13 protein-coding genes are annotated in these 21,799 nt (G+C 31.2%); 4 read left to right on the top strand and 9 right to left on the bottom strand.

Translation table 11 applies throughout. The annotated features are described in order from the left end of the window. Positions 1–232: 232 nt before the first annotated feature. Both AC2D6T_RS08785 and AC2D6T_RS08780 read left to right on the top strand, forming a co-directional pair. Positions 233–3,361: a cytochrome c biogenesis protein gene (locus tag AC2D6T_RS08785; protein ID WP_484681241.1), complete on the top strand. Its 3,129-nt coding sequence runs from the start codon at positions 233–235 to the stop codon at positions 3,359–3,361. 107 nt (positions 3,362–3,468) lie between these two features. Next, positions 3,469–3,984, top strand: coding sequence for a DUF2892 domain-containing protein (locus AC2D6T_RS08780; protein WP_438989025.1), 516 nt, complete (start codon positions 3,469–3,471; stop codon positions 3,982–3,984). Between the two features lie 78 nt (positions 3,985–4,062). Here AC2D6T_RS08780 and AC2D6T_RS08775 read toward each other — a convergent pair whose 3' ends face one another. The 6 genes from AC2D6T_RS08775 to porU form a co-directional block, all read right to left on the bottom strand. Beyond that, the gene (locus AC2D6T_RS08775) at positions 4,063–5,691 is read right to left on the bottom strand and encodes a LysM peptidoglycan-binding domain-containing protein (RefSeq protein WP_438989026.1); all 1,629 of its coding nucleotides are present in this window, start codon (positions 5,689–5,691) and stop codon (positions 4,063–4,065) included. A gap of 5 nt (positions 5,692–5,696) precedes the next feature. Further along, positions 5,697–7,232, bottom strand: a complete 1,536-nt coding sequence (gene guaA, locus AC2D6T_RS08770; RefSeq protein ID WP_298948341.1) for a glutamine-hydrolyzing GMP synthase — start codon at positions 7,230–7,232, stop codon at positions 5,697–5,699. Positions 7,233–7,332: 100 nt separating this feature from the next. Next, the gene (locus AC2D6T_RS08765) at positions 7,333–8,397 is read right to left on the bottom strand and encodes a 3-oxoacyl-ACP synthase III family protein (RefSeq protein ID WP_484681240.1); all 1,065 of its coding nucleotides are present in this window, start codon (positions 8,395–8,397) and stop codon (positions 7,333–7,335) included. A 506-nt stretch (positions 8,398–8,903) separates the two neighbouring features. Continuing rightward, positions 8,904–9,386, bottom strand: a complete 483-nt coding sequence (gene cdd, locus AC2D6T_RS08760) for a cytidine deaminase (protein WP_347186248.1) — start codon at positions 9,384–9,386, stop codon at positions 8,904–8,906. 75 nt (positions 9,387–9,461) lie between these two features. Then, positions 9,462–10,595: a type IX secretion system outer membrane channel protein PorV gene (porV, locus tag AC2D6T_RS08755; RefSeq protein ID WP_484681239.1), complete on the bottom strand. Its 1,134-nt coding sequence runs from the start codon at positions 10,593–10,595 to the stop codon at positions 9,462–9,464. A 45-nt stretch (positions 10,596–10,640) separates the two neighbouring features. Continuing rightward, the gene (gene porU, locus AC2D6T_RS08750) at positions 10,641–14,033 is read right to left on the bottom strand and encodes a type IX secretion system sortase PorU (RefSeq protein ID WP_484681238.1); all 3,393 of its coding nucleotides are present in this window, start codon (positions 14,031–14,033) and stop codon (positions 10,641–10,643) included. 202 nt (positions 14,034–14,235) lie between these two features. Between porU and gldJ the strand changes: the two genes are divergently transcribed. Beyond that, complete coding sequence (gldJ, locus tag AC2D6T_RS08745; RefSeq protein WP_298948336.1) at positions 14,236–15,885, top strand: gliding motility lipoprotein GldJ; 1,650 nt, start codon at positions 14,236–14,238, stop codon at positions 15,883–15,885. Between the two features lie 66 nt (positions 15,886–15,951). Continuing rightward, positions 15,952–17,208, top strand: a complete 1,257-nt coding sequence (locus AC2D6T_RS08740) for a UDP-N-acetylmuramoyl-tripeptide--D-alanyl-D-alanine ligase (RefSeq protein WP_484681237.1) — start codon at positions 15,952–15,954, stop codon at positions 17,206–17,208. Here the strand turns inward: AC2D6T_RS08740 and AC2D6T_RS08735 are convergent. The 3 genes from AC2D6T_RS08735 to AC2D6T_RS08725 form a co-directional block, all read right to left on the bottom strand. Next, entirely contained in the window at positions 17,198–18,052 is an 855-nt protein-coding gene (locus AC2D6T_RS08735; RefSeq protein WP_484681236.1) for an N-acetylglucosamine kinase, read from the bottom strand. The genes AC2D6T_RS08740 and AC2D6T_RS08735 overlap by 11 nt on opposite strands. Before the next feature lie 149 nt (positions 18,053–18,201). Further along, positions 18,202–19,320: a Wzz/FepE/Etk N-terminal domain-containing protein gene (locus AC2D6T_RS08730; RefSeq protein ID WP_484681235.1), complete on the bottom strand. Its 1,119-nt coding sequence runs from the start codon at positions 19,318–19,320 to the stop codon at positions 18,202–18,204. A 35-nt stretch (positions 19,321–19,355) separates the two neighbouring features. Beyond that, positions 19,356–21,758, bottom strand: coding sequence for an SLBB domain-containing protein (locus tag AC2D6T_RS08725; RefSeq protein WP_484681234.1), 2,403 nt, complete (start codon positions 21,756–21,758; stop codon positions 19,356–19,358). Positions 21,759–21,799 lie beyond the last annotated feature (41 nt).

The raw sequence follows: 21,799 nt of genomic DNA, 5'->3' as shown, positions 1-21,799 counted from the left end.
TTTTGTAAGTTTCAAAAATATCTTGAACAATATCTATATTAAAAAACTAACTCTCTGAAATCTTAAATTTTGGACTTATGAACATCAAAAACTTTTTATTTTTTTTGGTTTTAGACAAGTATTATTTTTTAAATTTTATGAGTTTTTAACACTTAAATATACATCAATCTAGATGCTTTTTTGTGCTTTTATGCTTAAATTTGTAACTCGTTAAAAAAGCATTTCAAAAAGGATGAAAAACTTATTCAATTTCCTATACTCTACACGTTTAATGGCCGTTTTATTTATCGTTTTCGCAACAGCAATGGGAGTTGCTACTTTTATAGAAAACGATTACGGCACACAAACTTCTAAAGCATTAATTTATAATGCATGGTGGTTTGAAGCAATTATGGCGCTTTTTGTTATCAATTTTTTTGGTAACATTTTTAGATATAGATTGTATAAAAAAGAAAAATGGGCAGTATTACTTTTTCATAGTGCCTTTTTATTAATATTAGTTGGTGCAGGTATTACACGTTATGTAGGTTACGAAGGTATAATGCTGATTGAAGAAGGAGAAACCACCAACAAATTTTTATCGGAAACTACCTATGTAAATGTGGTTGTAGATAATAACGAAATTCAAAAAACCAGCAATCAGCCCATTTTATTATCTGCTTGGGGTAGCAATACTTGGTCTTATCAAGATGATTTTAAAGGAACAAATTATAAAGTAGATTTAGTTGATTACATCCCATGGGCAGAAAAAAAGTTTATTGAAGATGAAAATGGTGTAGAGCATTTATTTTTTGTAGAATCTTCTGAAGGTTCACGTCATGAACATTGGATTAAAAAAGGAACAATTCAGAATATTCATGGAGTTTTGGTTGGTTTTGAGGCAGAAAATGACAATGCGTCTTTAAACTTTTCTAATAAAAATGGTGCCTTAACTATGATTTCTAAAACTGATGGAGATTGGTTTAGAATGGCAGACCAAAAACGAGGAACAGTAGCTAAAGATTCAATACAAGAGTTTCAATACTTAACCTTACACAATATTGGTAAATTACAATTTGTAATTCCGAAACCAGCCGAAAAAGGAATTATGAAAACCATTCGTGGTCCTAAAAGTGATACTGTAAAAGATATTATTGTTTTAGATGTTACTGCTAATGAACAAACAAAAAGAGTTGAGTTAACTGGAGGAAAATTTAATACAGAAGGCTCTAAAAACTTTGCTTTGGGAGGTTTAAATTTTAGACTTTTATATGGTGCTAAAATATTAGAAACACCTTTTTCGATTAAATTGAATGATTTTCAGCTAGAGAAATATCCAGGTTCTGAAAGTGCAGCTGCTTATGCAAGTGAAATAACAGTTATAGACCCAGAAGAAACTTTTGATTATCGAATTTACATGAATCATATTTTAGATCATAGAGGTTACAAATTCTTTCAGGCAAGTTATGATTTATCTGGAGAAAGAGAAGAAACGCATTTATCTGTAAATCATGATTTTTTAGGAACTTTTGTTACCTATTTAGGATACTCGCTACTTTACACAGGTTTAATATGTATCCTTTTTGCGAAAAATACTCGTTTTGACAATCTGAAAAAAGGATTGAAAAAAATTAGAAAAAGAAAAATAACAATGTCTGTTTTAGCTACCTTATTTCTATCTAGCTTTTCTTTTTCTCAACATATAGACACGCATCAATCTAATACAATTACACCTCAGAAAATAGATTCTATTCTACAAGCAAATATAGTAGATGCTAAGCATGCAGAAAGCTTTAACAAATTGGTTATACAAGACAATGGTAGAATGAAACCTGCACATACTTTTGCCTCTGAATTGGTAAGAAAAGTAAGTAAATCAGAGAAATTTAAAGACATGGATCCTAGTCAGGTTTTATTGTCTATTATAGAAAACCCTTATTTATGGTATGAAGTTCCCATCATTTATTTAGAAAAAGGAAATACCAAAATTAGAGAAATTATTGGAGTTTCAGAAACTGCAAAATATGGTGCTTTATCAGATTTTATTACCAATACAGGTGTTTATAAAATTAAAACCAAAGTAGAAGAAGCACAGAAAAATAACATCAAAAATAAGTTTCAAAAAGACTTAATTAATATTGACAAAAGAATTGGTTTACTGTATAGTGCCATTGGTGGTGGTATTTTAAAAATTTACCCAATTCCAGGAGATGAAAATAATTCTTGGGTTTCTAGACCAGAAGCTTCAAAAGCAAATTTTAAAGGAACAGATTCTGTTTTTGTAAGACAATCTTTACCAGTGTATATTAACTTTTTACAAAAAGCTAAAAAAACAGGAGATTATACAGAAGCGAATAAAGTTTTAGACGGGATTAAAAAATTTCAACAAAAATTTGGTGGTGAAGTAAACTTATCTAAAGATAAAATAGATTTAGAAATTGCTTATAATAAAATTCAACCTTTTCAAAAATTGGCAACCTATTATGGTATTATAAGTTTGTTTTTACTGGTTTTTGTAATCTGGCAAATCTTTGTATTCAAAAAATGGATAAATACTATTATAAAAATATTAACTATCGTTGTAGCTGGTTTATTTATTTTTCATACGTTAGGTTTAATTTCTAGGTGGTATATTAGTGGTTATGCACCTTGGAGTAATGCTTACGAATCTATTATTTTTGTAGCTTGGGCAACAATGCTTTTTGGCATTTATATTGGAAGAAAATCTGCATTAACGGTTACTGCAACAGCATTTTTAGTAGCAATTACCTTAGGTTTTGCACATCAAAACTGGTTAGACCCAGAAATTGCCAACTTACAGCCTGTTTTAAATTCTTGGTGGCTTTTAGTACATACTTCTATAATTGTTGCAAGTTATGGCCCACTTTCTTTAGGAATGATTTTAGGAATTGTGTCACTCTTTTTAATACTTTTTACAACTGAAAATAACAAAAAGAGAATGGATTTAAACATGAAAGAAATTACTATAATTAACGAAATGGCAATTACGGTAGGTTTAATTATGTTAACTATTGGTAATTTTTTAGGCGGTATGTGGGCCAATGAAAGTTGGGGTCGTTATTGGGGTTGGGATCCAAAAGAAACTTGGGCACTAATTTCTATTATGGTGTATGCTTTTGTGTTACACATGCGTTTGATTCCTGGTTTACGAGGTAGATTTACTTTTAACTTATGGTCTATAATTGCTTATGCTTCTATTATGATGACCTATTTTGGTGTTAATTTCTATTTATCTGGATTGCATTCTTATGCTAGTGGAGACAAGGTAATTACACCAACCTCCGTATTTTATTCAATAGGTTTTGTTGCTATTTTAGGTAGTTTTTCTTACATAAAATACAAAAAGTATTATAAAAAGTAGTATTACAAGCTTTCTATTTCATTTTAAATTTAGAGTGATGTAGCTATGATTATTGAGAAGAAAATGTATTTTTGCACAATATAAAAATACTAAAAATAAAAACCAATATGTTTCATAAAAATATAAAATTAATATTAGCAGGTTTAATAACTTTTTGGGCTATTTACCAATTTAGCCAAGCTAATATCATGAACGGAATTTCTATTTTGTTATTAGCAGGAATTTTTGTGTTATTTTACTTTAAAAACGAATTTATTTTACTGGCTTTTTTACAATTACGTAAGCAAAACTTTGAGGGCACAAAAAAATGGTTAGGTTATATTAAAAACCCTGAGGCTGCTTTAATAACAAAGCAACAAGGTTACTTCAACTATTTACATGGTATTATGCTAAGCCAAACTAACATTACACAGTCAGAAAAGTTTTTACGTAAAGCTGTAAAATTAGGTTTGTCTATGGATCATGATTTAGCAATGGCAAAATTACAATTGGCTGGTATTGCAATGACCAAAAGACGTAAACGTGAAGCTACTAATTTAATGGCAGAGGCTAAAAAATTAGACAAACATGGTATGTTAAAAGAGCAAATGCAAATGATGAAACAACAGATGAAAAAAATCTAGGTTTCATTCATTTTTCTTTATAAAAAAAAATCCGTTGAAAATTTCAACGGATTTTTTTATATTTTAAACACTTGAAACTTACTTAATTCTTGTCAAGGTTAAATCCTCATTGTATTTTACAATATACAAACCTTTGTTTTCTGGGGTTTTAAAAAGTTTATCTGTATAATCAAACTTATTTTCTACTCTATAGGAATAACCTTCATCAAAAGTAGATTTTAAACTATTACCTGAGGCTAAACGCATTAAAACATCATAAGTTACATCAAAACCTCTGGTTGCATAATAAGACGGTAATACATGGTTTTTCTTTAAATAAGCCTTGTGAAACATACTACTTCTAAAAGAATCATCTCTAGCATACTCATTACTAACATAAGTAAAGTTTAGTTGCGCTAATTTTGAGTTATCAATTTTATTGAATGCGCTAATTTTATCAAACGTAAAAACAGAAGCGGTAACTTCTTCTGGCAAACTAATTAGACTGTTAATAGCACTTGCTACAATTACATTATCGTCTGTGGTTAGCACCACAATGTTTTTCATATTCGGCTTTAAAACTTCTGTGAATTTTTCTTTTTTGATATACCCATTTTCTGGTATAATTTTAATAATGGTATCTATAGAATCTTTTTTAGATAAGGCATTTGTAATTTGTTTTGCATTAAAATCAGATTCAGCTTTTCCATCTCCCACAATAATAATATTACCATCTGTAACAGATTCATCTAAATAATTTAAAAGTGTTTTTCTAAATAATCTTTTATTGGGCGCTGTTTTGACAATTAATTTAGAATTAAAATTATTTTGTTTTTTAGAATAAACAGGAAAAACTACTGGTGTTTCTACTTTTTCTGCTATATAAACAACTTCTTCCGAATATAAAGGGCCTATAAGAACATCATTTTCATTTAAATCTTCTGTAGCAATTATAGCTTTAATTTTTGTACTGTTTCTACCTGTATCATAAACTTTTAGATCTATCTGTACCCCCTGTTTTCTTAAGGAGTCTATGGCTAATGCTGCCCCTAAATACAAATCGGTTACTATGGTAGCTAATTTACTTTTACCAAAAATTTCTTGAGCACTTAAAGTATCTAATTCTTCTGCTCTAAAAGGCAATAGTATTGCTGCTTTTATAACAACATCTTTTGCTATATGATCTTCGTAAATTAAATCTTCTTCATCAAAAACCTCTTCTAAAGGCATTATTTTTATAATCTGCCCTAGTTTTAAGCCTTCTGATAAAATTGGATTTAAAGTAAGTAAATCTTCTTGGGTTACATTATAGAATCTAGTTAAGCTAAAAAAAGTATCTCCTTTTTTTACTTCGTAAATTTTATATTCTTTTTCTAAAGTTGCTATTAAAAGTTGTTTTTCTTTTTCTTTATTAGTAACCACTGTATTTTTAATAGTATCTTTTGGCTGCTTTATATTTTTTTTAGTGTTTAATTCTATATTTTTTGTATTGTTTTGTGCCGTCTTTATTTCTTTATTAGGAATAATAATTATAGTATTGGCACCTGGTTTTCTACTAACATCTGGGTTTAAGCGAAGTAAATCTTTCGTTTTCATATCCAATTTATTGGCTATAACACGCATGGTTTCTCCTTCTTTAACCTTATACTCTATGTATTTTTTTTGCTGTCCGCAAGAAACAGTAAATGTTAGGATACACAGAAAAACAAAAAATGTAAGATGTTTCATATATTTTATTCCCATTCTATCGTTGCAGGTGGTTTAGAACTAATGTCGTACACTACTCTATTAACGCCTTTTACTTGATTTATTATTTTATTGGATGTTTTTTGTAAAAATTCATACGGCAAATTTACCCAATCTGCAGTCATACCATCTGTACTTTCTACAGCTCTTAAAGCAACCACTTTTTCGTATGTTCTTTCATCACCCATAACACCTACTGAATTTACGGGTAATAACATCGCACCTGCTTGCCAAACTTTATCATACAAACCATCTTCTTTTAATCCGTTGATAAAAATAGCATCTACTTCTTGTAGAATACGAACTTTTTCGGCTGTTATATCACTTAAAATACGAATTGCCAAACCTGGTCCTGGAAAAGGATGACGTCCTAACAACTCAGCATCTATTCCCATAGAAGCACCAACTCTTCTAACTTCATCTTTAAAAATCATTTTTAAAGGTTCTACGATTTTTAATTTCATAAAATCTGGCAAACCACCTACATTATGATGACTTTTAATAGTTGCAGAAGGTCCACCATTTACAGAAACAGATTCTATAACATCTGGATAAATAGTACCTTGTGCTAACCAAGTTACGTCTGTAATTTGATGTGCTTCATCATCAAAAACTTCTATAAAAGCGTTACCAATGGCTTTTCTTTTCTTTTCTGGATCAGAAACACCTGCCAAAGCTTTTAAAAATCGCTCAGAGGCATCTACCCCTTTTACATTTAAGCCCATTCCTTCATACTGTGCCAATACACTTTCGAACTCATTTTTACGCAATAAACCGTTATTTACAAAAATGCAATACAGGTTTTTGCCGATAGCTTTGTTTAGTAAAACTGCAGCAACAGTAGAATCTACACCTCCAGAAAGGCCTAAGACAACTTTATCATTTCCTACTTTTTCTTTAATTGCAGCCACGGTACTTTCTACAAATGAATCTGCTGTCCAAGTTTGGGCAACACCTGCTATTTTTACTAAGAAATTTTCTAATAATTGCTTGCCATCTGAAGAGTGATATACTTCTGGATGAAATTGAATTCCGTACGTTTCTTCTCCTTCAATTTTATAAGCAGCATTCGCAACGTCTGCTGTACTTGCTAACAAAACACCCTTTGTTGGCAATTCTTTTATAGTATCTGAATGACTCATCCAAACCTGACTTCCTGGAGAAATATTTTCAAAGAAAAGTTCATTTTCTTTTATATATGACAAATTAGCTCTACCATATTCTCTCGTGTTAGATGGGGCTACTTTACCACCCGAAAAATGGGCTAAATATTGAGCACCATAACAAACTGCTAAAACTGGTTTTTTAGCTCTAATTTGAGATAAATCTGGATGTAAAACAAGGTCTCCTCTTACTGAATTTGGACTACCTGAAAGTATGACTGCTTTAAATTCTGATACATTTTCTGGTTGATGATTGTAGGGATGAATTTCACAATAAATGTTTAACTCTCTTACTCTTCTCGCAATTAACTGTGTGTATTGCGAACCGAAATCTAAAATAAGTACGTTGTGTTGTTGCATGCGCAAAAATAATATTTTGATATTAGATTTACGTTATTAGATGGTATTTTTTTAAAGATATTCTATAGACTAATAGTTTACAAAAAATGAATGCTATTTTTTAAAAACGGTACACAATAGCATTAATATTCATACCTGCTCCTACAGAAGCCAATATAGCAACATCGCCTTTTTGTACTTCTTGATTTTCTATTTTACCATTTAAAACCAAATCTAATAAAGTAGGCACCGTGGCTACAGAACTGTTTCCTAGTTTATGAATACTCATTGGCATCACACCCTCTGGGGCTTTCATTTTATAACGTCTGTAGAACCTTTTAATAATGGCTTCGTCCATTTTTTCGTTTGCCTGATGTATAAATATTTTTTTTACATCTTTAATATCTATGCCACTTTTGTCTAAAACAGATTGCATTGCAGCTGGTACATTTGTAATGGCAAATTCATAAATTTTTCTACCATACATTTTTATATAACGTATATTTTTATCTTCATTTGTATTGAACGACTTCCCAAAATGTAAAAAATAAGCTTCGTCTTTTGCAAAAGTTTGACTTGCATGACTTATAATTCCTGTTGAATCATCTGTTGTTTTTTCTACAATACAAGCACCTGCACCATCACTATAAATCATAGAATCTCTATCGTGTTTATCTACAACTCTAGACAAAGTTTCTGCGCCAATAACTAAACATTTTGTTGCAATACCAGCTTTAATAAAAGCTTGTGCTTGTATTACGCCTTCTATCCAACCTGGGCAACCAAAAAGTAAATCGTACCCCACACAATTGGGATTTGAAATACCCAGTCTATATTTTACTCTTGTTGCAATACTTGGTAACGTATCTCCCTGTATAGCTCCATGTTGCACATCTCCAAAATTATGTGCTACAATAATATAATCTATTTCTTCTGGATTTATATGTGCATTTTTAATGGCTTTTTCGGCGGCAAAAAATGCCAAATCAGAAGTTTTAAATTCAGGTTTTGCATAGCGTCTTTCTACAATACCTGTAATATCTTTAAATTTTTCGATGATCGAAGAATTTTCTGACGAAAAAGTACTACCATCTTCATTTAAAAAATGACTATCTAAAAAAGCATTATTTTCTTTTTTAATAGTGGGTATAAAACTTCCTGTTCCGGTAATTTTTGAAGAAATCATAAAAAAATAAAATTTATAAAATCAAAAATATAAAAAAGTAACTTAAAAAATTACTATGCACGCATAGTAATGGAAAGTTCAAAAAGAAAAAAAAAGAATTTAAAGGTATTAAAAAAGAAGTTTAATTTTGATACAAGCTCATTTTTAATGGCATACAGTGGCTATAGAGATGTTTCTTTTTCATTCTTTCTATATTTTCTGTCTTAAAACTGGCACTTATTATTTAAAATAAATACGATGTCCAACGAGTAAAATGTTATTTTAAAATTGCACAAAAGCATTTTTATCTAGGTGTTTTTGCACGGTATTGTTTTTATAGGTTGTGGTGTCAAAAAAAAAATATCGTTCGAAAAATTGAGTATCATTTCTAAGTGATGATCTAATGTATTATTGATAACAATCTGCTTAAAAAAAGGAATCATTTTAGCATCAAAAAGTAGTTTCTACTAAAAATTTACCTTATTTTTTTCTTGGAGAAATCGGTAATTTCATAAATAAAATTCTTTCTATAAATAAGAGCTATCAAAAGAAAAAGGCAATAAATCTAATAAAGATTTTGTTTTTACAACCTCACCAACTTCCCCCATAAATAATACTTCGAAAGGTTGTTTTTGGTTAATTTCAAATTCTGACAATGTTTGTCTACAAGCCCCACAAGGCCCCACAGGTTTATTTACTTTAGAAATGGTAGAACTTGCTGAAATAGCTAGTTTTTTAATTTTCACACCAGGAAACATTGTACCTGCATTCCATATTGCAACTCTTTCTGCACACATACCAGATGGATATGCCGCATTTTCTTGATTATTCCCTAAAACAATTTGATTGTTTTCTAACAACAAAGCTGCACCAACGTTAAATTTAGAGTAAGGTGCATACGCATTGTGTCTTGCTTCTATGGCTTTTTGCATTAACAAAGTATCTTCACCAGATAATTCTGTAATGTTTTTATACAGCGCTGCTGAAGCTGTAATTTTAATTTCCTTCATATTTTTGGTAAAAAAAGCAGTCTTAAAATGACTGCTTTAAATAATAGGATAAACTTAGTAAAAATTTACTAGTTTTTAAAAGTCTTCATAAAGTTCTCCTAAATCAAAAGATAGAGAAAAACGCAAAGAATTTTCTAGTGGATTATTTACATCTGAAGAATTTACCAAGTAGGATAAATCTATATTTAAAGCATTGGTTTTAAAACCGCCGCCTAAAGTAAAATATTGTCTGTTTCCTTTATCTTCACTTTCATGAAAATATCCTGCTCTTAAAGCAAATGCATTATTGTATAAATACTCGGCTCCTAAAGCATAGGTAATTTCTTTTAACTCTTCACTAAAACCTCCTGGGGCATCACCAAAAGAAGAAAAAATACCTTCAATAAAACCTGATTCATCGTTTGCCGTTGGATTGTTTGGATCTGGTGTTGGTACTAAAAGTTTTGTAAATTCTACTGTAGTAGAAATGGTATTGTAATCGTCTAAAATAAAATCGAAACCACCACCTAATTTTAAGTTTGTTGGAATAAAGTCTTCTTCTCCAGGAACATAAGATACTTTTGGCCCTATATTCGCAATATTAAAACCGAATCTATAACGACCATTAAAATTTCCATAATTTTCTTCTAAAGATTGATAATATCCAGAAATATCTACCGCAAAAGAATTGATAGGTTGTAATGCATTACCTGCGGTTCCGTTAAATGCTAAGTTTGATCGAATGTATTTTAAAGAAACACCCATTGCATAGGTTTCGCTTAATTTTAATGAGTAAGAACCTGTAGCAACAAATTCGTTTGGATTAATAGAACCAGTTGAATTTCCTTGATTGTCGGTTAAATCTATTTGACCTAAAGAAAAATATTTAAAATCTGCACCCCAAGCAGCATTTTCGCTAAACCTGTTTATGTAAGATCCACTTCCAATAAAAATATCGTCTGTTAAATTACGTAACCAAGGCGAATAGGTAATACCTGTTTTTATTTGTCTATTACTAAACGCTATTTTTGCAGGGTTATGAAACAATGACCATGCATCTGCAGTTGTAGCTACTCCCATATCTCCCATACCACCTGCTCTAGCATCTGGTACAATTAACAAAAAAGGCGTTGCTGTAGTTATACCACCAGTAACAGGTGTATTTGTTTGTGCTACCATTTTTGATGTTGCCAAACAAACAACCAATAAAAACATTTTTAAATTCTTCATTTTTAAAATTTATATTAATATATAGCTCTTGCAAATATCTACTTTTTATTGAAGTATTACTAATTTTTCATACTTTTCGGCAACTAAATTGCTCATTGTAGATTTTACTTTTAACTTGTAAACATAGACACCTTTTCCTATTTTATTACCAAAATCATCTAAACCATTCCAAGTAATATTTCTAGACAAATTACCAGTAGTTTGCACGTTTCTATTAATTGTTTTAATTAATTTACCTGAAACTGTAAATATTTGTACTTGTACTTCTAGGGGCTCGTTTGGTTTGTTATGGTTAAACCAAAACTCTGTATAATTTACAAATGGATTGGGATAATTTAAAACATTTTCTAAATTTAGAATGGCATCGCTTACAACCACAAAATGTAACGTGGTTTCTGATGAATTATTGTAAGTGTCCCAAGCTTTTATTTTTAAGGAGTGTGGTCCCACTTCTAAATCTCTTAATCTATAGGTTACTTTTCCTTTGGTAAAATCGTTTAATTCGGTTTCATAAAAGTCGTTTAACATGATGGGATTCAAGGTATCTCCATCTAAAACCGCAATAATATCATGATCTACAGCGGTGATAGAAGTATTAATTCCACTAGTATCAGACAGTACTGCTATTAAATTAGGTGAACTATTGGTATTGCCTCCATCTACAAAAGATTCGTCGTTCATAAAAAGCTGAATTTCTGGCCCCACAGTATCATTTGGTGCATTTTCATCGATACCCCCCATTACAACATCAAAATTAGAACCCGCTTTTTCTATATTTCCATTTTCTGCATAAAAGCTTAACTTTCCTTTACCATAAGCAATTTTGATATCTTTGGGTACAATAAAATCGAATTTAAATACACCGTTTTCTATAGTAGATTTTCCTCTAAATAGTTTGCTATCTTGCGTATCAAATTTCATTTTAACACCAAAATTATCGTTATCTAAAGTGGTTTTGTCTAAAGGTTTATCAAAAATTGTGGTCGATAAAGTGCCATTAAAATCATTTAGAATCGTATTTGTATTGTCTAAAACCACACCTTCAAAACTTACTTTAGAAAGTGCTTTTAACGTATCTAAAGATTGGGTAATAGCTACCCCATTCATTTTCGTGATTTGCACGTTGGGTTCTGGTACAGCTAGTTTCATTGCTGGGTCTCCAAAAGAATAAATAAAAAATTTCTGAGAGTTTGTAAATTGGTTTTTCGCTTGTAACAAGGCTTCAGAAATTGTGTAATCTTCGTTATTAAACTCTAAAAGCAGTCGTATTAAAATTTCGTTAAAACGTTGACCCACAGAAATATAAACTTCTCTTGTCGTGGTAATCATACTTGCCGCACCACCATTTTTATTCCACAATGTTAACTCGCCTGCAGTAATTCTGCTGGGATTATCAAATCTAGAAAAATCGCAAGTAACAGTAATTAAAAGGGGTAATGTGTTGGCATTGTTAAATTCTTGAATTTGTGGTTTTTCTAAAATTCTTTCAGAGGCAAAACCATCTTCTCCTCCATGACCAAAATAATCGAAAACCAAACTTCCTTTTTCTATGGCATTTGTAATGGCTTCATTTACCTCTGGATAGCGTTCTCCTCCAGAAGAATTTTGCTGTACAAATGCATCAACATAAATTTTATTTAAATTAAAAATTGGTTTGTTTTGGGTAATTTCATCTGCGATAGATTCTACACCTTGTTGAATTACTTCTTCCCCAGTATCATCAATATCATCTGCTAGTAAAGTAATCGTGTTTCGCCAATCTCCGATGGAATTTTTATGGTAATAACTTAAAATTTTATCTACAACATCTTTGGCTTGAGCAACATCTGAAACAGGAATTCTACTCGAGGCAACATCTAAAGTATGAGAGGTTAACATCGTACCTTCATGAGCATCTAACATCACAAAGAAATCGTCTGTTACATAAGAACTTGCTAAATTAAAACTATTTTCAGATAATTTTACGGGTACAATATTATTGTTGGATGAAATTCGGTCTTTATAATCGTAAGAAGCATCTCCAAAAAAGCATACATATTGTAGCTTTGTATCTTCGGATGTATTTGTGGTATATAAATGTTTTAAAAAATCTCTAATCCCAGTAATGTCTCTCGAGCCCGATGCAAATTCGTTATAAATTTCTTCTAAATGAACCACTTTTGTAGTTAAACCCGAATTAGTTTGATGGTAATCTGCCAATCGTTGTGCTTGAGAAGATAATTCATTATTTGTTATTATTAAATAATTGATGTCTTTTAAACTATGTAAATTCTGATTGGCAACTTTAGCATTTTTAATGGTTTCTGGGGTATAAAAATCAGTTGCATTTAACACAATATATTCCTTTAAAATACCACCAATATCTGTAAACATAAAATTGTTGCCTGTATCTTCATTGGTAATTATTTGTGGAGATAAGTGGTTGGAAACATCCCAAACTTGGTAAATTTGATTGGCGTTGGCTATTTGAAAAGCTACTGAAGTAGAAGCCTGAAACTGCTGAAAACTTCTAAATGAAAATTGATTATTGTTGGCTGCTAATTTTTTTTCGCCCACAATTTCTATAAAATCCAAATAGGCATTTGCAGACGGATTCCCATTGTTATTGTAAGACATTTCTATTTGTATGGATTCAGAGGTATTTACAAAAGAAGCACTTCTTTCGGCTGTTAACGCTTTCGTTAAAGCACCTGAAACTGCTGGGAAATTTATCGTATAAATAGCTGTATTATTCACTTTTACCGCCAATTCAGAAGACACCACAGAATTACTAACCCCTCTTGTTCTTACAAAAACCGGATTGTTGGCAACGGCATTTTTAAAAGGAATGGTAAAGGTTTGAGTATTTTCAATATTAAAATTATCATTAAAAAACCATTGGGTCCCTGCTCCTAAAAGATTCAATTCTTCTTTTTCATAAAAAGTAAAATCAGTAAAAGTAGTAAGGGTTTCTTGTCCTGGATTGGTAATTGCTGGTTTGGTTGTTATTCTTTTACCTTCACTATTGCCAACCGTTATAAAATAGTAGGCTTTATCAGAATAAATATTTTGTCTATGTCTTGCAGTTTTTAAAGAGGGGTTTACCACCCAATCATGTGGTCCTTTTGCATAAAAAAGAATAAAATCGCTATTATTAAAAACACCATCTTGTTCTCCTTCAATATAAATTGCATTTTCCTGCAGGTCTTCGTTTCTAAAATCGCTATTTAAAACGGCTAAGAGATTACCACCATTCCCAAAAATTTTTAGATATCTAGGATCTAAGTTATTGGTAGAAATACCAATATTTTCTAATAAATTTTTATCAATTTTAAAAACACCAGTAGTATCTACAGAAAACTTATACCAATCTCCAGTAGAAAGTACAGAATTAGCAGTTTGTGCAGTGGTAATTTGCACAAAAATTACAATAAAAAGTAGCTGTAAATAGGTTTTCATGAATAACTAATCAAATAACGCAAATTTATAAGAGATATTTTAATCCTTGCAAAGATAAATTATACTAAATTGATAAAGCATACGTTTGATAAAAAGTAATTGAAAACATGATGCATTAAAATTTATATTTTTCTTGTACTCAATGATATTTATTGTAAATTGCATCACATAAATAAAACACAAAATAATTTTCTATTAGAAAATGAAAAAAATAGTAAAAATATCTTTAATTGTTTTAACAACAGTACTTTTAGCAAACTGTAATAGAGCTAAAAGTGGTAAATCTAGGTTAACAGGTTTGTCTTTTAACGATCCTAAAAACGGGGGGTATATTAGAAATAGTTCTTTTGAAGGGCAAGAACCTCCTTTAGGAATGGTTGCCATAGAAGGTGGGTCTTTTACAATGGGGCAAGTTCAGGATGATGTTATGTTTGATTGGAACACGACACCTAAAAAAATTCATGTACGTTCTTTCTTTATGGATGAGGCAGAAGTTACCAACTCTGAATATTTTTTGTATGTACAGTATATAAAAGATGTTTTTCCTCCTTCTGAAGAACAATACAAACATATTTATAATGCTGTTTTACCAGATACTTTGGTTTGGAGAAAAAGTTTAGGAAATACAGACATTTTAACAGAAAATTATTTTCGCCATCCAGCATATGCAGATTATCCTGTAGTAGGCGTAACTTGGTTACAAGCAAACGAATATTGCAAATGGAGAACAAATGCAGTAAATCTTAAAAAATTAATAGACAAAGGGCACATCAAAAACATTTTTGAAATGGATTCTATTAGAAATCATTTTGATACAGATGTGTTTTTAGCAGATGATTCAAATCTTTTTGAAGGAGATACTACAATTTACCAAAGAGGTGTTAAATCTAGAATGTCTTCAAGAAAAAAAGGCTCTGGCTCTTTTCAAGGAAGAAAAATTACCCAAGCAGACGGTATTTTACAACAGAGATTTAGATTGCCTACCGAAGCCGAATGGGAATTTGCAGCAAAAGCAATTTTAGAAAACAGAGAGTATAATAATATTAGAGGTAGAAAAAAATATGCTTGGAATGGAAAATACACCAGAGCAACATCAAAAGGTTCTAGAGGAGATCAATTGGCAAACTTTAAACAAGGTAGAGGACAATATAGCGGGTTACCTGGCTGGAGTTCTGATGGTGCTGATATTCCTAATATAATTAAATCGTACCCACCAAATGCTTTTGGTTTGTATGATATGTCTGGTAATGTTTCAGAATGGGTTGCAGATATTTACAGGCCTATTATAGATGACAAAGCAAACGATTTTAACTATTTTAGAGGAAACTTGTTTACCAAAAAAATGATTAATCAAGAAGGTAAGGTTGTTATCGTGGGTAAGGGTGCACAGGTTGAATACGATACGTTACCTAATGGAAGCGTTATTCCGAAACAATTACCTGGCGCTATAAAATACATACCAATTACAAAAAGTGATGCCGCATTTAGAACAAACTTCTCTAAAGCTGAAAATGGAAATATTGGAGATGGAGATTTAAACTCTACACGTTTTTACCAAGATGATGCTGATCGATTTGCATCTAGACCCAACATGTATAATGCACCCAAAAAACCTAAATTTAAAGGAGACTCTTTAGAAATTGACGCTAAGAAACGTAGAACTTTAATTAGTGATGAAACAAGAGTTTACAAAGGAGGATCTTGGGCAGATAGAGAGTTTTGGTTAGACCCTGCACAAAGAAGATATTTGCCAGAGTATATGGCAACTAATTTTATTGGCTTTAGATGTGTTACAGATAAATTAGGCCCAATGACCAATAATAAAAGAACAGCTAGACATACCATAAGATAGTCTATTTAATAAAATTTTTAAAACCTCAATGTTTTTTTTCATTGAGGTTTTTTTTATCTTTATTTTATGAATATTAAAGAAATTTACAACTTATATACGAAAGATTTTCTGGTGGATACAGATACTAGAGCTATTAGAAAAAACACCATTTTCTTTGCCTTAAAAGGAGCAAACTTTAATGGAAATAAATTTGCAGAAGAAGCTTTAAAAAAAGGAGCGCGTTATGCCATTATAGATGAAAAAAAATACAACTCTAGTCATAGAACTATTTTAGTAGAGGATGTTTTAAAAACGTTGCAACAGTTAGCCAACTACCATAGAAGCCAATTAGCGATACCAATTATTGGTTTAACAGGTAGTAATGGTAAAACAACTACTAAAGAACTAATCAATTGTGTACTTTCAAAAAAGTATAACACAACTGCAACAAAAGGCAACTTAAACAACGCTATTGGTGTACCTTTAACCTTATTATCTATGACTCCCAAAACAGAAATTGGTATTGTAGAAATGGGGGCAAATCATCAAAAAGAAATCGCTTTTTTGGCAACAATCTGCGAACCCGATTATGGGTATATCACTAATTTTGGAAAAGCTCATTTAGAGGGTTTTGGTGGCGTTAAAGGAGTTATTAAAGGTAAAAGCGAGTTGTATGATTTTTTAATTGAACATAAAAAAACAGCTTTTGTTAATCCTGAGGATTCCATTCAAGTTGAAAAAACAAAACGTTGTAAAACCATTTATTTTTTAAATGATGTAAGCCTAGTCAAAGCAAGCCCATTGGTAACTGTAAAACTCAGTACCCAATTTATCAATTCTAATTTAATAGGAAAATACAACTACACAAATATTGCTGCAGCCATTACCATTGGAAATTACTTTAAGGTAAACAACAAACAGATACAAGAAGCTTTAGAAGCCTACATTCCAAGAAACAATAGATCTCAAGTTATTGAGAAAAAAAACAATAAAATAATTTTAGATGCATACAATGCAAATCCATCTAGCATGCAGGTAGCTATAGATCATTTTTCTAATTTAAAAGAATCGCCTAAAACGGTTATTTTAGGAGATATGTTCGAATTGGGAGTAGAAAGTAAAAAAGAACATCAAGCAATGGTAAACTTAGTAGACAGTAAACTTTTTGAAAATACTTTTTATGTGGGAGAAAACTTTGATAAGAGTACTACTAAAAATCATCAATTTAAAAGTTTTGAAGAGTTGCAAAATTATCTGCAAAAAAAACCTCTAATAAACCAAATTATATTAATTAAAGGTTCTAGAGGTATGAAATTGGAAAGAGTTTTAGAATTTATAGATTAATGTTATTTTTATGATATGCTAACAAACGATCTATAGGCCTTTGTATTACCTCGGTAATTTGTAAGCCATGTGTATTGGCAACACTTTCTAAAATATCGCTAAAATAATGGGCTATCGAGCCTATAAAATAGATAGATGTTTGGCTGTTGATATCATAGGGTAAAACTCGGTATTTAAAAAATTCTTGAAATCCCTTTTTAATGAGACTCTTGATATAGTCATCGTCTTTAAAATCGAACATAAATTTAGCAAAGGTTGCTAAATACATATTAGGGTTTGCTTCTTTATAAATGTTCTTTTTTATATGATCTGCTTCTAAATTAAATTCGTTTTCAAACTTTTTAGAAATAGCTGCGGGCATACTTTTATAGTAATAATCTATAAGTAATTTTTTTCCAAAATAATTCCCACTAGCTTCATCCATTAAAATATATCCTAAAGAAGGCACTAACATATTCATTTGTTGCCCATCAAAATAACAACTATTAGAGCCTGTACCTAAAATACAAACCATTGCAGGGTCTTTACCGGTAGCGGCATATACAGCGGCCAACATATCTTCAGAAACCACCACGCTTGCATTTACAAAAATGTTTTCTAATATATTTTTTAAAATAGCTGTGGGCTTTGGAGTACCACATCCAGCTCCATAAAAATGAATTTCTGTAACATCCTCTTTAATATGAATAAGTTGAAACATATTAATAATTCTGTTATGCAACTCATCTTCTGGCACAACAGCCGGATTTAGCCCTAGAGTTCGTACTCTAAACACTTCATTTTTCTCATTATTTATAGCAATCCAATCTGCTTTTGTAGAGCCACCATCTGCAATTAAAATCATATCTAAAAAAATTTAAATCAAAGATATAATAACTTCTTTCACAAAACAACAGGCTAAAAAACTTCAATCGTTTTCGCTATAAAATAAATGTGTAAAATTAAAATATATGGTTTGTAAAAGAAAAACAATTATAATTATGGTCTAAGAATTTATGCTTCCTTAGCCGTCCATTGTTTTTTAAAGTCTATCCACCAATCTTTTAAAAGAAGATAGCCTAAGCTAAGAACAATTCCTAAAAACATATAAATAATCAATATAAGTGCTCTTTTAGGACCCGTTTTCTCTTTAGGTATTGTTACGGGTTTTAATATGGTAAAAATGGGTGTATCTTTTTTTACCTGTAAACGCTGTGTTTCCAATTGTTTTGCCAATTCAGTATACACCGTAAAAGCTAAATCATAATCAGATTGTAATTGCAATAATTTAGTTTTTGCCACAGCCGTATTTATAGCGTTATTTTGGTCTTGAAATAAAGCTAGCTTTAATTTGATATCGTTAAACTCTTGTTGCTTTTCTAAGTAGCGTTCTTCTATATAATTTAGTTGCTCTTTCGATTTTTGTGTCTTAAACTGCAAAGCATATTGTTGTAATAACTGTTGAGACCTCAAAGCCAATTGAGCACTAGCCTCTGGTTCTGGCAGCGTTACTGCAATAGAAATAAAACCTTCTTTAGCGTTTATCTCAAGATTAATCTGACTTTCTAACAGTTTTATCAAGCTACTTTCTGCTGCAGAAATGCTAATAATTTGATTGTTAGATTTAGAAGTGCCTATTCCTGCCTCATCATCACTACCTTTGGCGAATGAAATGAGTAGACCTGGCAAACCAATTGTATATTTTTTTAAAGTCGCTAGCACTCCTGGATTATATATGGTCTCAAAATATTCTTGGTAAGTAACTAAACTATCTTGTCCTTCAATAGTCAAGGGAGTTTTTAGTAACTCTAACTGAAAAGGAATACTATTCACTATTTTAGGGTACAATGTTGGAGAAATTTCAGCAGCTGAACTTCCAGCACCAGATAAATTAATTCCTGCCAAAGAGGCCAAGCTTCCTAAATTACTACTCACAGATTTTCCTTCAGTTACAGGAACTATGGTAGAAGAAGCCGTGTAGGTATTTTTAGAAAAAATAGCAATAAAAAAACCTATAATTGTAAAAATAACAAGGGTTTTAATAACAAAACGACGTCCTTTCCAAAACTTTTTTAACAAAGCAATGATATCGATAGTGTCTTCTTCTAGAGCAGGATTCGTGTTTTGATTCATAAATAGTGCATTAAAGTTTTATAAAACATCTTTAGTTATTGTGTTAAAGATCTAATAATTAAGGCTAAAGTAGCAATCGACGAAGTAATTCCTAATACTTCTTGGGTAGACATTTTTTCCTTAGCTACTTTTGTGGGGATAAAAACATCTGCACCTGGCGCTAGTTTAGGGTAAAATGTAAAAAATAAAAATCGAGATACGGTTTTAATTTGACCGTTACTGTAGCGTACAAATATCTTTGATTTTTTTGCCGCATCTGTAAAACCTCCAGAACTATTTACATAATCTTTTAAACGATATTCTTTTCTATATTTTACTAAAGATGGTACCAGTACTTCTCCTGATACCTGTACGGTCTCTTTAATTTCTGGAATCACTAACTCATCACCCTCTAACAAGATCAAATCACTATCGGCCCCTGGATTTTGCATAATTTTTTCTAAATCAATACCAATAGAAGTAACATTACTTTTTGAAAATTCCTTTAATTTATTAACCTCCACATCTTCACTTTCTACATTATAAATTAATTTTTTTATCGCAGCATCTTCAATTTCCCTAAATAATGTGGCGCCTTTCAAATAGGCAAAGTCAGTTATTCCTCCTGCTCTTTTTACCAAATCAGAAATGCGTTCATTTTTATTTTCCAACACATAAGCACCACTATAATTTACCTGTCCAGTAACCTTTACATATTGTTGCGCTGCATAGCCTTTCAAAGAACGTACGTTTATTTGGTCAAAAGGCTCTATGTAAAACGGAGTCCCGTTGTTTAATGCTAAATTAGTTTCAGAAGATAGGGTAAACAATTTACTCAAGGTTTTAAAACTTCCATCTTTTAAGCGCCTAGAAATACTGATGTTATTGGTATCAGCCCCCTCCTTAAGCCCACCAGACAAGGCAATTACATCTTCTATTTGCATTTTAGAAACAAAAGCAAGCGCACCGGGTTTATTAACCGCTCCTTGAACAAGAATAGTTCTTGGTTCTCTCAAATTATCTTTGTTAAATATCTGAACTACATCATTATTTTGTAACTCGATGTCTGTTTTCTCAGCTAAAATGGCTGCCACAGAAAAGGGTATATTTTCTTGGTAAGTGTTATCATAATTTCGAGTTATAATCCCTCTAGTTAAAAAAGCTTCTGGCGTTATCCCATCAGCCTTTAACAAAAGACCTCGTAAGGTCATGTTGGGAAGTAGCTCATAGTTTCCAGGTCGATACACTTCTCCTGAAACGGTCACTTTATTTTTGTAACGATCTAAAACTTCTTGCACTACTATTTTATCTCCTGCTTTGATCTCAAATTGTGAGGCTTCAGACAATTTCACTTCCTTTACCACTTTTTGTGTACCGTCTAAGCGTTCTAAAATTAATAAATCAGTATAAGCTTTAGAAGTAAAGCCCCCAAAATAGGCGATCAAATCAGATAAGGTTTGCCCCTCTTTTAACTCGTAAATACCTGTTCTTTTTACAGCACCTTCTACAGTAACTAAATTTTGATAAGGGCCTACCAACAAAACATCTTGGTCTTGTAATTTAAAATTCCCCTTTTGTGTGCCATCCAATAAATAGTCGTAAATATCTAAGGTAGCAATAGTTTCATTTTTACGAACTAACTTTACCTCTCTAAAGGTCCCCATTTTATTTGGACCTCCTGCCACATACAAGGCATTTAAAACCGTAGACAATGAATTTAAGGCATAGGTTCCTGGTGCTTTTACCTCTCCAATAATATTTACCTGCACCGTTCTAATTTTAGATACGGTAATATTTGTAGAGATATGGCTGTAACTATCTTTAGGAGCACCAATACCTGCGTGCTTCTTTTTTAATTTTGTGCTTATTTTTTTTCTTGCGGCTTCTAAAGAAAAACCGTTTACATAAATAAAACCAACCCCATTAATTTTTATGTTTCCACGTCGGTCTACACGAGCAGTATAGGTGATTTCTGAGGCACCCCATAAATCTATCATCAATTCGTCACCAGGCCCTATTTGATAATTATCGGGTACAGCAATGTTAACACTAGGCGTAAACGAAATTTTTGAATTATTAAAAAAATCATACCCAAAAGGGGCATTCGAATTTTTCTTTTTACCAATCACTTTATCTGCTTGAACGCCGTATGCCTCAGAGACATCACTAGTAATTGGAGTAGAATCTGTAAGGTTTTTTGCTTGTTTATCTACCGTATTTAAGCCATACACTCTTCGTTTAAATTCGGCTACTTTACTGGCAGAAACGCCTTGTGCTTTCGCTAAAGTTTCTAGTTGACTCATAGAATAACCGTCTTTTTGAATACGCCCCCAATAGGTAGCTATTTGTTCATCAGACAAAGAACTAATGTCTAGGTTTTTAATATCACCGAGACCTTGCGTAAAAACAAAGGCAGAAATAAAAACAAAATAAATTGTTACTAGGAATTTTTTATTCAAAATAATAATATTTTTTTTTACAAATTTAATCATTTAAGTTT

It is taken from the genome of Polaribacter sp. YIW18, from assembly GCF_057219325.1.
The sequence above is the reverse complement of the archived record's forward strand: the minus strand, read 5'-3'. Positions and strand labels throughout refer to the sequence as shown.